This window comes from Colwellia sp. BRX10-9, assembly GCF_014077405.1.
In the GTDB taxonomy this organism is placed as follows: Bacteria; Pseudomonadota; Gammaproteobacteria; order Enterobacterales; family Alteromonadaceae; genus Colwellia_A.
Genome location: NZ_JACGVV010000021.1, coordinates 1 through 13,846, shown reverse-complemented (window position 1 = coordinate 13,846; position 13,846 = coordinate 1). Strand labels below are relative to the sequence as shown.

Annotated in this window: 12 protein-coding genes and 1 tRNA gene; 5 read left to right on the top strand and 8 right to left on the bottom strand. The window is 38.8% G+C overall.

Features of this window, described 5'->3' with window-relative positions; translation table 11 throughout:
- The first annotated feature begins 106 nt into the window (after positions 1 to 106).
- Positions 107 to 1,135, top strand: a complete 1,029-nt coding sequence (gene hemH / locus H4J69_RS12745; RefSeq protein WP_182218280.1) for a ferrochelatase — start codon at positions 107 to 109, stop codon at positions 1,133 to 1,135.
- A 424-nt stretch (positions 1,136 to 1,559) separates the two neighbouring features.
- Here hemH and H4J69_RS12740 read toward each other — a convergent pair whose 3' ends face one another.
- From H4J69_RS12740 to pepA, 4 genes are all read right to left on the bottom strand, one after another.
- Complete coding sequence (locus tag H4J69_RS12740) at positions 1,560 to 1,769, bottom strand: cold-shock protein (protein ID WP_070375833.1); 210 nt, start codon at positions 1,767 to 1,769, stop codon at positions 1,560 to 1,562.
- 373 nt (positions 1,770 to 2,142) lie between these two features.
- Positions 2,143 to 5,025, bottom strand: a complete 2,883-nt coding sequence (locus H4J69_RS12735; protein WP_182244578.1) for a valine--tRNA ligase — start codon at positions 5,023 to 5,025, stop codon at positions 2,143 to 2,145.
- A gap of 21 nt (positions 5,026 to 5,046) precedes the next feature.
- A complete protein-coding gene (locus H4J69_RS12730) occupies positions 5,047 to 5,517 on the bottom strand; it encodes a DNA polymerase III subunit chi (protein ID WP_182172566.1) in 471 nt (156 codons plus the stop codon).
- 37 nt (positions 5,518 to 5,554) lie between these two features.
- Complete coding sequence (gene pepA, locus H4J69_RS12725) at positions 5,555 to 7,063, bottom strand: leucyl aminopeptidase (protein ID WP_182218272.1); 1,509 nt, start codon at positions 7,061 to 7,063, stop codon at positions 5,555 to 5,557.
- 241 nt (positions 7,064 to 7,304) lie between these two features.
- On the opposite strand from pepA, the gene lptF reads away from it, so the two are divergent.
- Together lptF and lptG are read left to right on the top strand one after the other, a co-directional pair.
- Positions 7,305 to 8,450: an LPS export ABC transporter permease LptF gene (gene lptF, locus H4J69_RS12720; RefSeq protein ID WP_182218270.1), complete on the top strand. Its 1,146-nt coding sequence runs from the start codon at positions 7,305 to 7,307 to the stop codon at positions 8,448 to 8,450.
- Positions 8,450 to 9,517, top strand: a complete 1,068-nt coding sequence (gene lptG, locus H4J69_RS12715; RefSeq protein ID WP_220467880.1) for an LPS export ABC transporter permease LptG — start codon at positions 8,450 to 8,452, stop codon at positions 9,515 to 9,517. Before lptF ends, lptG begins: the two co-directional genes overlap by 1 nt.
- A 100-nt stretch (positions 9,518 to 9,617) precedes the next feature.
- Here lptG and H4J69_RS12710 read toward each other — a convergent pair whose 3' ends face one another.
- Both H4J69_RS12710 and H4J69_RS12705 read right to left on the bottom strand, forming a co-directional pair.
- A complete protein-coding gene (locus tag H4J69_RS12710; protein WP_182218268.1) occupies positions 9,618 to 10,118 on the bottom strand; it encodes an RDD family protein in 501 nt (166 codons plus the stop codon).
- Between the two features lie 186 nt (positions 10,119 to 10,304).
- Positions 10,305 to 11,066 carry an ice-binding family protein gene (locus H4J69_RS12705; RefSeq protein WP_182218267.1) on the bottom strand — a complete coding sequence of 254 codons (762 nt, stop codon included), beginning with the start codon at positions 11,064 to 11,066 and terminating at the stop codon, positions 10,305 to 10,307.
- Between the two features lie 443 nt (positions 11,067 to 11,509).
- Here H4J69_RS12705 and H4J69_RS12700 point away from each other — a divergent pair.
- Both H4J69_RS12700 and ppiC read left to right on the top strand, forming a co-directional pair.
- Positions 11,510 to 11,594 (top strand) — tRNA-Leu (locus tag H4J69_RS12700).
- A 125-nt stretch (positions 11,595 to 11,719) separates the two neighbouring features.
- Entirely contained in the window at positions 11,720 to 11,998 is a 279-nt protein-coding gene (gene ppiC / locus H4J69_RS12695) for a peptidylprolyl isomerase PpiC (protein WP_070375841.1), read from the top strand.
- A gap of 255 nt (positions 11,999 to 12,253) precedes the next feature.
- Here the strand turns inward: ppiC and H4J69_RS12690 are convergent, their stop codons facing one another.
- Positions 12,254 to 12,868, bottom strand: a complete 615-nt coding sequence (locus tag H4J69_RS12690) for a hypothetical protein (RefSeq protein ID WP_182244577.1) — start codon at positions 12,866 to 12,868, stop codon at positions 12,254 to 12,256.
- Between the two features lie 78 nt (positions 12,869 to 12,946).
- Positions 12,947 to 13,636 (bottom strand): hypothetical protein, encoded by a 690-nt coding sequence (locus H4J69_RS12685; protein WP_182218264.1) that lies wholly within the window; start codon positions 13,634 to 13,636, stop codon positions 12,947 to 12,949.
- Positions 13,637 to 13,846: the final 210 nt, after the last annotated feature.

Here is a 13,846-nt window from a genome sequence, read left to right as displayed (position 1 = left end):
GTTTGAGCCTTTTAACACATCAGATGAACTGATTCTTGTTTGGTGTGTTAGGGTAAGCTTACCCGTTGTCTTTTTGTCGTCATTTAAAAAATAGAGTATCGAATTCATGCCTAAATTTAGTGGACGTTTTCACGGCCGTACCAAAGAAATACATAATAAAACGGCTAAAGTTGGTGTTTTACTCACCAATCTTGGCACACCTGAAGCGCCTACTGCATCAGCTTTGAGACGCTACTTAGGCGAGTTTTTATCTGATCCTCGGGTCGTTGAAATACCTCGACTTATTTGGTTAATGATCTTGCATGGCATTATTTTAAGGGTTCGACCTAAAAAATCAGCAAAGCTCTATGAAAGTATTTGGACACCATCAGGCTCACCTTTATTAGTTATTAGCCAACAGCAAAAAGACGAAGTCGCTAAAGTGCTCACTGAGAAATATGGTGATGATGTCAGAGTTGAGCTGGCAATGCGTTATGGTAAGCCTACAATCGATGATGCTTTAGACAGATTACAACTTGCAGGAGTCAGTAAGATAATTACTTTACCTCTGTATCCTCAGTATGCAGGTCCAACGGTTGGTTCTACTTTCGATGCGGTCGTTAATAAAATTAAATCGTGGCGTTGGATCCCAAGCCTAAGTTTTATTAGTGGTTATCATGACAACCCTAAATACATAGCGGCCCTTGCGCAAAGTGTAAATAAGCATATTGCCGAACATGGTAAGCCGGATAAGTTAGTATTATCTTTTCATGGTATGCCTAAGTATTTCTTAGAGCAGGGTGACCCTTATTATTGTTGTTGTGCAAAGACAACGCGTTTATTAATGGAAGCGTTAGCCTTTACCGAGGATGATTTTGTGATGACCTTTCAGTCACGCTTTGGTAAAGCAGAGTGGTTACAACCTTATACCGATGTAACGCTTGTTGATCTTGCTGCTGATAATAAGCATGTCGCTATTATTAGCCCAGCATTTAGTGCTGATTGTTTAGAAACTTTAGAAGAGTTAGTGCACGAAAACCGAGATATGTTTATTGGTGCTGGTGGTGAAACGTATCATTATATTCCAGCTTTAAATACCGATGAAATGCATATTGATGCGATTGTAGATATCATTTCTGCAGAGATAACTCACTAACTAAAATAAGGCACCGTATTTTATAGCCTTGCTGATACCTTTCACGGGTGTTTCCGCTGCGCTATTTAATAACGGTGTCACTATTGTAAACCTCCCTTCATTAGCTCACTTCTTTTTATTAATTAACAAACACTATGGCTGCGCCAATAAGTTCTTTTAAAACGCGATTCATCGGCCCAGCCGTACAAATAAACTCATAGCAATAAGAACACATACTCTTGTTCAATCACTGATGCGTTTTTTGATGATCTTTAGTAATGACTTTGTTAATGGCTTTGATAGCAACGGGGTGTTTGAAGGTATGTGCGTTCTTTAAAAAACGTGGTGGGTTGAATTTTAGTATAAAAAAAAGCGCAACAATTTTCATTGTTCCGCTTTTTTTATTCGGATCCTAAGATCCTTTAATAACTACAATAAGTCGTTATTAAGAAGCAATTACGTTTTCAGCTTCAGGACCTTTTTGTCCTTGCTTGATAGTAAAAGTAACAGCTTGGCCGTCAGTTAGTGTACGGAAACCGTCACCAGAGATAGCGCTGAAGTGAACAAAAACGTCAGGTCCGTTATCTTGCTCGATGAAACCGAATCCTTTAGATTCGTTAAAAAATTTTACTTTACCAGTTACTGAATCAGACATGTCAACATTTCCCGTAGGTCATTAATTAAAAAATAGTAATAAGTGGATTATCCACTATGAAATATACGGAGTAAATGCTCTCTACCTATAAAAGTACAGACAGAGAAAGGTTTCCAATAACACAAACTAGTAGCGTCTGAGGTTAATCAATAATCGACCTTGTTAAATTAAGGTAAATAGTTGAAATATCCTTCTCCCGAAACGCAAAAACTCAACGCGAAAGTATGTTAGCACAATATTTTCTTGAAATCCTATAAAAATCTTAAGATTTGATGACTTTTTTATGACATAAAAAAGCCAGCTAAGATGCTGGCTTTATTAGATATTTATGATTGAGAATCATTATTATTATCAATCATAAGATAAACAACGCTTACAACGCCGAAATTTGTACTATTTGTTCAGCAAGCTTGGCTAAGGCCGATTCGGTATCAGCTAACTTGGTCTTTTCTTTGTTGATAACTTCTTCAGGAGCTTTACCAACAAACTTTTCATTGCTTAATTTCCCACGGGTTCTCTCAGCGTCTTTCTCTAGTTTATCGACCGCTTTTGTTAAACGGGCTAGCTCAGCTTCTTTATCAATTAATCCCGCCATTGGGATTAATACTGATAAATCACCAACAACAGCAGTAGCAGACAGGGGTGCATTGTCCTTGTCTGTTAATACCGTAATACTTTCAAGTTTAGCTAAGGCACTTAAAAACTGTTGATTTTCATCTAAGCGACGTTGGTCGTTAGCATTAACATTTTTAAGTAGTACCGGTAATTCTTTACTGGGTGAAATATCCATTTCGCCGCGAATATTACGTATAGCAACAATAAACTGTTTAACCCACTCTAAATCACCAATAGCCGTCTGGTCACATTGGCTTGCATCAAACTGTGGAAAGCGCTGGACCATAATACTGGCGTTTTCATTACCTTTGTTATCAGCAACAAAGTTACTTAATGGCACAACACGTTGCCAAATTGTTTCAGTGATAAATGGCATAATAGGATGCATCAAGCGTAATAAGCTTTCGAGCACAGTCACTAAGGTATGACGAGTACCACGTTGCTGTGCTTCGCTACCTTTAAACAATACTGGTTTTGTTAACTCTAAGTACCAATCACAAAATTGGTTCCAGGTGAACTCGTATAGTGCTTGTGAAGCTAAATCGAAACGAAAGGCTTCAAAAGATTCATGGACAGTTTTTACGGTTTGCTGGAATTGACCTAATATCCAACGGTCAGCTAATGAAAACTCCATTTCACCTTGTTGACCATTAACGACTTTACCGCAGTCTTGCTCTTCGGTATTCATTAACACGTAACGACTCGCATTCCATAATTTATTACAGAAATTACGGTAACCGTCTAAGCGTTTCATGTCCCAGGTAATGTCACGGCCTGTTGATGCAACTGAGGTTAAGGTAAAGCGTAATGCGTCAGTACCATGAGCTTCAATACCTGCTGGGTATTCTTTCTTGGTTAGCTTAGCTATTTTTGCCGCCAATTTTGGCTGCATCATGTTGCCGGTGCGTTTTTCTAATAACTCATCAAGGGCAATGCCATCAATCATATCAAGAGGATCGACAACGTTGCCTTTTGATTTACTCATCTTATCGCCATTTTCATCGCGAATAAGACCGGTAACATAGACTTTTTTGAACGGTACTTGTGGTTGGCCATTTTCATCTTTAATGAAATGCATGGTCATCATGATCATGCGGGCAACCCAGAAGAAAATAATGTCAAAGCCGGTGACAAGCACATCAGTTGAATGGAATTTTTTAAGATCTTCCATATTGCTTGGCCAGCCTAAGGTAGAAAACGTCCATAATGCTGATGAAAACCAAGTGTCGAGTACATCATCGTCTTGCTTTAAAACAAAATCTGCCGCTAACGTGTATTTAGCACGCACTTCAGCTTCGGTTCTACCGACATAAACACCACCATCTTCATCGTACCAGGCTGGAATTCTATGTCCCCACCAAAGCTGACGAGAAATACACCAGTCTTGAATGTCACGCATCCAAGCGTTGTACATATTTTCATACTGTTTAGGCACAAATTCAATTTGACCCGTTGCTACCGCGTCAACGGCAGGGCCCACTAAAGGTGCGGTGCGAACATACCATTGGTCGGTTAATAAGGGTTCAATAATCACGCCTGAGCGATCACCATAGGGCGCGACCAAATCATGATCTTTTACTTCAACAAGTAAACCTAACTCATCAAATTTAGCGACAATGGCTTTGCGAGCAACAAAACGGTCCATTCCTGCAAATTCACTTGGTAATTCAGTGCTGTAGGCATCAGAATGCTCGCCGTTATTTTTATAAACTTCAGCGCTTGCTAAAATAGCAGCATTTTTATCTAAAATATTGATTAATGGCAAATTATGACGTTTACCGACTTCATTATCGTTAAAGTCATGTGCAGGTGTGATTTTCACACAACCTGAACCTTTGGTCATATCAGCATGGTCATCACCAACAATAGGGATTAAACGATTAACTAAAGGTAATAAAATATGTTTGCCGATCAGATCTTTATAACGGTCATCTTTAGGGTTTACCGCGACACCGGTATCACCTAAAACAGTTTCTGGTCGAGTTGTCGCTACCACTAAGTAGTCTTTACCTTCAGCGGTTTTAACGCCATCAGCCAAAGGATAGCGTAAGTACCACATGTGACCTTTTTTATCTTTGTTCTCAACTTCTAAATCAGAAATAGCGGTATGGAATTTTGGATCCCAGTTAACTAAGCGTTTACCACGATAAATTAAGTCGTCTTCAAATAAGCGAACAAAAACTTCTTGCACCGCTTCAGACATGCCATCATCCATAGTAAAACGTTCGCGAGACCAATCAATAGAGTTACCCAAACGGCGCATTTGCTTGCCAATCGTGCCTCCAGACTCGTCTTTCCATTCCCATACTTTATCAATAAAAGCTTCACGACCGTAATCGTGACGAGTTTTATCTTCTTCGGCAGCAATTTTACGTTCTACCACCATTTGTGTGGCAATACCCGCATGGTCCATTCCGGTTTGCCATAAAGTATTTTTACCTTGCATACGTTGATAACGAATTAAGGTATCCATAATAGTTTGTTGGAACGCGTGTCCCATATGCAAACTACCGGTAACGTTTGGTGGTGGTATAGCGATGCTATAGCCATCTCCTTCACCTGTTGGGCTAAAATAACCTTGCTCTTCCCAACTTTGATAAAGAGACTGTTCGATTTCTGAAGGATTGAATGTTTTTTCCATGGGGATGACTACTTAACTTGATTAAAGTGCATTAATTGACTGTGACGGTTGTGGCGCGGTTTGATTATCCACTTGAAATCCCCATTGACGATAGCCTTTATAGCGCTCTCGAGCTTGTTGTTTGAGGGTTTCATCACTGGGTACAAAGTCAATAATGTGTGAAAACTGATTAGCAAAGTGAGGCACTGTGCTGGTTAAATTTATTAAAATAGCGCGTCGGTTAGTGGGTGGTTGCCAACTAATTTCAACGGCAGCGCCATTTTTAGGGCCTTCGCCCGGTAAATTGTGAGGAACAAAACTGTCAGGTTCAAAGGCCCAAAGCAGTTCATCTAACTGGTGAGCTGTTTGCTGATCAGCGCAGTAAATAAACACCCGCTGATTTTGGCGATAAAAATTAGCAGCCTGCAAACAAGCATGAGCATGTGACTGTTCAGCCACCGCTTCATGCTTTGCATCTTCTTCAAGCAAATAAAACATTACTTGTGTTTGCATGTTTGCGTTGTTCCTTTTATTTCTTTTTAGTCTAGAGTTATTCGCTTTGCTCTGCGCCAGCACGATTCAATAAAAATTGAGTCAATAAGCTTACCGGACGACCAGTAGAGCCTTTATCTTTGCCACCGCTGCGCCAGGCCGTACCAGCAATATCAAGATGTGCCCAGTGGTACTTTTTAGTGAAACGCGCTAAGAAGCAGGCAGCCGTAATAGTACCTGCGCCTTTGCCACCTAAATTGGTAAAGTCAGCAAATGGGCTTTCTAATTGTTCTTGATATTCTTCCCATAACGGTAAACGCCATGCGCGGTCACCACTTTGTTCAGAAGCATTTAACAACTCATGTGCTAATGGGTTGTGCGTACTCAACAGGCCTGATGCATGTTTACCTAAGGCAACCACACAGGCACCGGTAAGGGTTGCTACATCGATAACAAGTTCAGGATCAAAGCGTTCAACATACGTCAGCGCGTCACATAAAACCAAGCGACCTTCTGCATCGGTATTTAATACTTCAACTGTTTGTCCTGACATCGTCGTTAAAATATCACCAGGGCGATAAGCATCGCCACCGGGCATATTTTCACAACCGGCTAAAACACCAATAACGTTAATCGGCAACTGTAATTCTGCTAGGGCGTGCATAGCACCTAAAACACCCGCTGCGCCACCCATGTCATATTTCATTTCATCCATGGCTTCGCCAGGCTTTAAAGAAATACCACCGGCATCAAAAGTCACACCTTTACCAACTAAAACTATCGGATTAACATCATCACCAGCACCATTATATTTAATAATACTCATAATTGATTCATTACGTGAAGCTCGGCCAACGGCAAGGTATGAATTCATACCCAATTCTTCCATTTCTTTCTCGCCAACTATTTCGGTGCTGATATTGTCGTAATCGTGCTCTAAAATTTTAGCTTGTTCAGCTAAATAAGCAGGGTTACAGATATTTGGCGGCATATTAGCCACATTTTTACAGGTTGTTATACCTTCAGAGACAGCAAGCGCATGAGAAATAGCGCGTTCGCCCATCGGTAACTCTCTACGTGTTGGTACATTAAAAACCATTTTACGTAGAGGTCGGCGTGCTTCAACTTTACGCGTTTTTAATCCGTCAAAGCTGTATAAACAGTCTTGAGTCGCTTCAACGGCTTGGCGTACCTTCCAATAGGTATCGCGACCTTTAACATGAAGTTCTGATAAAAAGCACACAGCTTCCATCGAGCCCGTTTCATTTAACGTACTAATAGTTTTACTGATAATTTGTCGGTATTGACGTTCATCAAGTTCACGTTCTTTACCACAACCGACCAGTAAAACACGTTCGCTTAAGATATTAGGCACGTGATGAAGCAGTAACATTTGCCCTGATTTACCTTCTAAATCACCGCGACGCAATAAGTTACTGATATAGCCTTCACTAATTTCGTCAAGTTGTTCAGCAATCGCTGAAAGACGGCGAGGTTCAAAAACGCCAACGACAATACAGGCGCTACGTTGCTTTTCGGGACTACCACTTTTTACGTTGAACTCCATGAGCTCTCCTAATTCGTACAAAAACAAGCTGTTTTTAAATGAAATTTACGAGTAAACTTGTTTAAATCTATAAATAATCGTTATGCTTACTTTTAAAAGTATTCAGCTACAGGCTATAATTATAGCTTGGTGCAAGCGAATTCCCCTCAGAGCAAAAATTAATATTACTTATGAAAACGACAAGTTTACTTAAAAATAGAGCAGATGTCAGAAAAAAACGATGTTTTTATAGGGAATTCTTATGATTATCTTTCGTTATTTACTTAAAGAAGTCGCTAAAACTCAATTAGCGGTTTTCTTAGTGCTGATGACCATTTTTATTAGTAATAAATTTGTTCGTATTCTTGACGATGCTGCCGAAGGAGGGATCCCCGGACACTTGGTTATGGTCTTTATTGGTTTAAAGATACCTGACTTAGCGGGAATGATTTTACCCTTAAGTTTATTTCTCGGGGTTTTATTGGCTTACGGGCGTATTTATGCCGATAGCGAAATGACAGTATTGCATGCTTGTGGTGTCAGTGAATGGTACGTAGTGCGGGTTACACTGATTTTAAGTTTTGTGACAGCGATATTTACCGGAATTTTTACACTATACCTATCACCTATGGCCTCAGAATATGAGTATCAAGTTAAAGAACAATTAGCCGCAGACTCGGGGTTAAGTTCGCTTATTGCTGGTCGTTTTCAAACGACAGGTAATGAAAAAGCCGTCATTTTTATTCACGATAAAAATCGTAATGACAACACCTTTGAAAAAGTGTTTGTTGCGCAACTTCCTGATAAAAAAGCCACGGATAAAAGTATTATTAATGCCAGTTTAGTTTATGCACAAACCGGACAAGTGATTGAGGAAGAAAGTGGCTCACAGCGTTTAGTCTTGAGTGACGGTACACGTTATCAAAACGATACTAAGAGTAAAGAATTCAAAGAAGTCTTTTTTGATAAGTATTATATCCAAATACAAGATCAAAAAGTGGCGCACAAAAATAGAAAATTAAGGGCTATTCCCACCCAAGATTTGTTTGAGGAAGATACCGCTGCTTTTAGTGCGGAAAGTCATTGGCGCATTGCTTTTCCTATTGCGTGTTTGATCATGACATTAATTGCCGTACCTTTAAGTGTTGTTAATCCTAGGCAAGGTAAATTTGCTAAAATGTTACCGGCATTATTGCTGTTTCTAGGTTATTTCTTGATGCTGACAGCGGTGCGCTCTGGCGTTGAGTCGGGCACAATACCTAAAAACTTAGGTTTATGGCCAGTACACTTTTTTGTGCTGGTGCTCGGCGTAAGTCTGCTTATAAAGGATCGCAGTTTTGGGATGAAAATCAAAGCTAAGCTTCCGCTATTATTTCGCAATTTTACCCGCAAAGGAACATCATCATAATGCGTATATTAGACATGTACATTGGTCGAATTATTGCATCTACAACGCTATTAACGTTATCAGTTTTTGTCAGCCTAAGTGGTATCATTAAGTTTGTTGAAGAAATGAAAACCGTGGGCAAGGGTAACTATGATATTGCGCATGCTGCTTTATTTGTGCTTTATAAAATCCCACCCGATATTGAAATGTTTTTCCCGATGTCAGCACTAATTGGTGGTTTAATCGGTATGGGCATGCTGGCAACAAACAGTGAGCTTGTGGTTATGCAAGCGGCAGGTTTGTCGCGGGTAGACATTATAAAATCAGTGATGAAGTCAGCGACTGTTCTCGTTTTTATCAGCATGGCTGTTGGAGAGTGGTTAGCGCCGGTTGGTGAATTAGCCGCAAGACAGCTTAAAGCACAGGCGATATCAGGCGGAAGCTTAATTTCATCCGCTGATGGAACTTGGGCGAAAGATGGCGATTATTTTGTTCATATTGGTGAAGTAGAAGATAAAGGGAAATTAAACGATGTACAAATATACCGCTTTGATAAATCATTAAAACTATCAAGTTGGTTATCTGCAGATAGTGCTATTTATCAAAAAGATGCTTGGCAGTTACGTGATGTTGTCGATACCCATTTAAGTGAAAACAAAATGGTTACCGAGTCATCGCAGGTAAAAATGTGGACATCGAGTTTGACGCCTGAAAAACTTGGCGTCGTTATGGTTACTCCCGAAGCTTTATCATTACGGGGCTTATCTGAATACTTAAGTTATTTAGAAGAAAACAACCAAGACTCAAGTCGTTACGTTTTAGCTTTTTGGCGTAAAATCGTTCAACCACTAACCGTTGCGGTTATGCTGTTACTTGCCTTGTCTTTTGTTTTTGGACCTTTGCGTTCAGTATCGATGGGGGCAAGAATTATGATGGGAGTAGCAACAGGAATCTTGTTCTTTATTACAAACGAAGTGTTAGGGTCGTTAAGCTTAGTGTATCAGTTGCCTGCGGCTTTTGGCGCGTTAATGCCCAGCTTTATCTTTGTATCATTAGCGTTATATCTAATGAATAAACGGCCCAGTTAACTTTTACTTGCGCGCCTTTTAGTCGATAAATGTGATTAGAGGGCATGATAATCACATTTATCATGCCTCACTTTTATTGCCCCGTATTAGCAGGAGTACTCTACAAACGACCGCGGTTAGCGTCTAACGTTAAAACCACCACTTCTGTATCCGTTAACCTGTCTTGTAAGCTTAATTTGTTTTTACGATCAAAAATCACCGTAAAGTTACCTAAACCTAATAGCGTAGGCAGTAATCTTTTTAGGCCAGTAACCTTATTGATCAAAGTACCATCTTGGTTTTGAACACGTAAACGCCACGCTTTCATCCCTAAGGTTTGACCGGTTTTAGACCAAAACCAAATAAAGAAAAACGACACCCAAGCAAGCTTCCAAAACTCATTTGGCCACTTTAACCAAGCCGTATTGGCAATAGCATCAGAAAAGTGTTCGTACCCCTGTAAGCCGAATAAGCCAAAGTGAAAACCTAAGTACATCAATAGAAATGACATTGCGCCAGCAGTCATATATACCGCAATGGCAATTAAAAGATCATATACCCAGGAAGCTAAGCGGCGGCGAAAACCAGCACGGGGGAAATGTTGAGATGAAATGAAAGTCATAAGTCACGTGAATAATAAATTTTTAACAGTTTATCAAACACAATAGCTAAAGTATAAGAGAGATGATTATTTGTGTTTTTTATCGCTAAAATAGTATTAAAAAACGACATACAAAAATGATAGTAGCATTGAAACTTGCTACCTTTTATATGTCGTTAACGCTATTTGACTGTAGTCACTACGTTGTTATTGAGGAGCTTCTTCATATTGCTCAGTTGGCGCGTTAATCGTGTTTTTTTGCAATGTAACAGCCGTTTGTGCCAATAGTCTCCCGTTAACAGTGGTTCCAGTATTAACAGAAATCAAGGTTTTACTGAGCACGATACCTTCAAAGGATGCATAAGTGCCGAGTGCGGTATAACCTGCGACTTGCCAGAAAATATTTTTGGCTAAAGCGCCACCCGTTAAAGTAACGCGCTTGGCATTTGCCTGATTTAAATTACCTGATATTTGCATGATCCAAACATCATCCATAGTGCCATTAAAAGTAACATCTGTACTGATATTGACGTCTGAAGACCATTTGTAAACACCAGGTGCTAGTGTTAGGCCACCAATTTCACCCGCACCAAGTTCGGTATGATCAGCAGGAACTCTGCCTGCAGCATCATTGTAGGCAATGCCCATATCACTGACTGCTAATCCTAAAAGGTAAGGTGAATTTATTGAGCAGGGCAGTGGACCAGCAGAGTCAACCGTATACATAGCGCCAGTTACTTCATCACAGTTGAGTAAAAGCGCAGCGCCTGTAATTGGGCTAGTGCCGACATTACCGGTAACAGCAGACGGATAAACATCAGTAATTCCAGATTTACTCAATATGGTGAAAGTACCTGCTTCGCCAAGTTCAACCGCATAGGGGCCTGCGGCCATAACATTTCCAGCAAAAATACTTCCCATAATTAAGGGGATAAGTACTTTTTTAGAATTGTTTATTAAGGTTTTCATAATATTTCTCCATATGGAATTGTCAATTTACAGTAAGTAAATTGTTACTAAGCTTTTTCCATAGTTATGTTATATCACACAAGAATGATTTTAGATTGGCATCAAATGACTTGTTTATATATTGCCCCGTGTATTTTGATTAAAATTATTTAAATTTCGATACAATAGCCGATGAAGGCAAGGTTTTTCTTGAGTGTTGCGAGCTATACATAATCGCATTGTTGGAGGGGAACCGTCACCTAAGCATTAATTAAGTCGGTGTTTAATGCTCTAAACTTTCAAATCCCTCCAAATCGACCAAATAATAAACATACACACCAACGATTGATAAAAACTATTGCTTAATAAAGTTATTTTCGTATAATGCCGAACAGATTCATTAACGCACTGGCGTTATTGATAAACAGTTTGAATTTTTGGTAGTTACTACGAAAAATATTTAAGCCGCAGTGGTGGAATTGGTAGACACGCCGGATTCAAAATCCGGTTTCGAAAGAAGTGACGGTTCAAGTCCGTCCTGCGGTACCATAATATGAAAGCCCTGATTCGAAAGAGTCGGGGCTTTTTGTTTTCCGAAAGATAATATTCAAATAGATTAGTCATGATCCGCTATAATATGCGTGTTTATTAGACAGTATTAAAAAGGTTTCAATATGGCAGCAACAGCGCATGCACTTCACATCTTGGTTAAGCATAAAGAAATTGCAGAAGATATTATTAAGCAGCTAGCTAAAGGAGCTAAGTTTCAAACATTAGCTAAAAAACATTCGTCATGTCCATCGGGTAAAAAAGGGGGCGATTTAGGCGAGTTTAAACGAGGTCAAATGGTACCTCAGTTTGATAAAGTGGCTTTTAGCGGTGCAATATTAGAGCCCCATCTTGTTAAAACTAAATTTGGTTGGCATGTAATTAAAGTGCTTTACCGGACTTAATTTACAACGAGTGATTTTTAATACCACTTCTTTTCAAAATCGCTGCCAAAGAAATTTTTGTTCAAGCCCGACGACTGTATCAAATTTAAAGCCCTGCTTTTCATTAGATGAAGCTATTTATGGAAATTTTGTCTGCAACATCAGCTAGGTCTAACAATGATCGCTGTTTTGATTATAACAGCAGGTTTACTCTATCTTTGCTATCGGTAATAAATAAGTAATGACCTTGATAATAAAATGGTTTATCAATGATGACTAAAACTTAATAGCTAAACCAACTGAAATACTTCCATCAAGCCACAGACCATCTTCTAACAAAGCGTGGCAGATGGTTTCTTGACAAAATAACTGATTATCTTCTTCTATATAACTTGCATAACCTCGAAGCTCTGTAACAAGAGCGATATTCTTTGATAGTTCGTAGCGTGTGCCAAAAGCCATAGTGAGGGAGGGGTAAATTTCGTCTTTACTGTCAGTTTCAAAATAAGTGGCACCGATACCTAGCGAGATGGTCGTCACATAATTTTGCTGTTTAAGCTGAGTAACTCCACTGAAATGCAAGTAGGTAATATCGAAGGAGTGCTCTTGTTGATCTGAACTACTGATAAAGTCATGGCTAACAGTGTTAAGTAATATTTGTCCTTGGCCATTAGGTGAATCTTGCCAAGCGATTGCTAATCCATAATTTTTATCATCAGTGACAACCAGGTCTGTGCCGTTTTGGCTATTAATTAGATCAGAACTGAACATTTGCCCGATAAAGGGAGTTATTTCTATATCTCGAGCATGACTTGTAAAAGGTAATAACAATAAAACTGAATTAATAAGTAGGATGCAAATGAGATTTGCTGACTTTAATGACGTTCGCATTTTATGACCTTTTCAATACGGATAAAAACATAAAAGAGTAAAGCTATTATTAGCTGGGTTATTAGACTATTTCAAGCTTTACAATGTTTTTGTAAGCATAGTTGCTTGGTTATTTAATGCGCTCAGTAATTTTTCAAATAACTCAATACCTATGGTTTCACCAGTGTTACCGGTTTCTTTATCAACAATTTCTAATTCAAAACGAGGTAATGTTTTAGTGATTATTGGTGCGTTTTTATGACCTATTAAATTAAGTACTGGCGAATTTACTGTTATTTTAGCCACCTTTAATAAACGTGGCGTCGTTGTAACTTGTTGCTGATTTTTGACACTACTGTCTTTGAGGGTGAATTGATCTATATTTTTTTGCACGGTTAATAGTAGTTGTTTAAAGCTGTCACCATCTTCGCTGTAATAAATTGAAGCACTTAAACCATCAATGGTAATACTCTCGATAAGAATAATATCTTCTTTTAAGCTATCACGATCAACCACTAAATGAATGGCGGCAATGCTTAGTGTTGATTTTTCATCGGTCGAAATATTTGATAACTGTGACGGGGCCAACACAAAATTGCTAATGGTTCCTGTTCCCTGATACCCATGGATTGTTACGTTTTCAACCGTTACTTTTTGTTGGCTTAGTTGCGAACCAATATTTTGAAGTTGATTTTTAATATGAAAATTTAAAGAGTCACTGGCTAAAAACCATAGCGCAGCACCACACGATAATAATAAAACAAAAATTATGGCTGCAAATTTGTTCAAGGTTTGATCCTAAGTTGTATAACAAATATTTATTATAACGTACTTTTATTATTGAATTTTAACTGGATAAAAATTTTAACTAAATTGAGTGATGATAAGCGTACTTTTTATTCAGCATGAATAAAAAATAAACTTGGGATATAAGATTAGTGAATAACGAAAATTAATAAAAAATATATCTACATATAAAATAAAAATAAAAATAAAAAT

What these genes read in the sequence shown, in the direction of transcription:
- lptF (WP_182218270.1), top strand. Translation starts at nt 7,305, where the DNA reads ATGATTATCTTTCGTTATTTACTTAAAGAAGTCGCTAAAACTCAATTA.
- H4J69_RS12690 (WP_182244577.1), bottom strand. Translation starts at nt 12,868, where the DNA reads ATGCGAACGTCATTAAAGTCAGCAAATCTCATTTGCATCCTACTTATT.
- ppiC (WP_070375841.1), top strand. Translation starts at nt 11,720, where the DNA reads ATGGCAGCAACAGCGCATGCACTTCACATCTTGGTTAAGCATAAAGAA.
- lptG (WP_220467880.1), top strand. Translation starts at nt 8,450, where the DNA reads ATGCGTATATTAGACATGTACATTGGTCGAATTATTGCATCTACAACG.
- pepA (WP_182218272.1), bottom strand. Translation starts at nt 7,063, where the DNA reads ATGGAGTTCAACGTAAAAAGTGGTAGTCCCGAAAAGCAACGTAGCGCC.
- H4J69_RS12705 (WP_182218267.1), bottom strand. Translation starts at nt 11,066, where the DNA reads ATGAAAACCTTAATAAACAATTCTAAAAAAGTACTTATCCCCTTAATT.
- H4J69_RS12730 (WP_182172566.1), bottom strand. Translation starts at nt 5,517, where the DNA reads ATGCAAACACAAGTAATGTTTTATTTGCTTGAAGAAGATGCAAAGCAT.
- H4J69_RS12735 (WP_182244578.1), bottom strand. Translation starts at nt 5,025, where the DNA reads ATGGAAAAAACATTCAATCCTTCAGAAATCGAACAGTCTCTTTATCAA.
- H4J69_RS12740 (WP_070375833.1), bottom strand. Translation starts at nt 1,769, where the DNA reads ATGTCTGATTCAGTAACTGGTAAAGTAAAATTTTTTAACGAATCTAAA.
- hemH (WP_182218280.1), top strand. Translation starts at nt 107, where the DNA reads ATGCCTAAATTTAGTGGACGTTTTCACGGCCGTACCAAAGAAATACAT.
- H4J69_RS12710 (WP_182218268.1), bottom strand. Translation starts at nt 10,118, where the DNA reads ATGACTTTCATTTCATCTCAACATTTCCCCCGTGCTGGTTTTCGCCGC.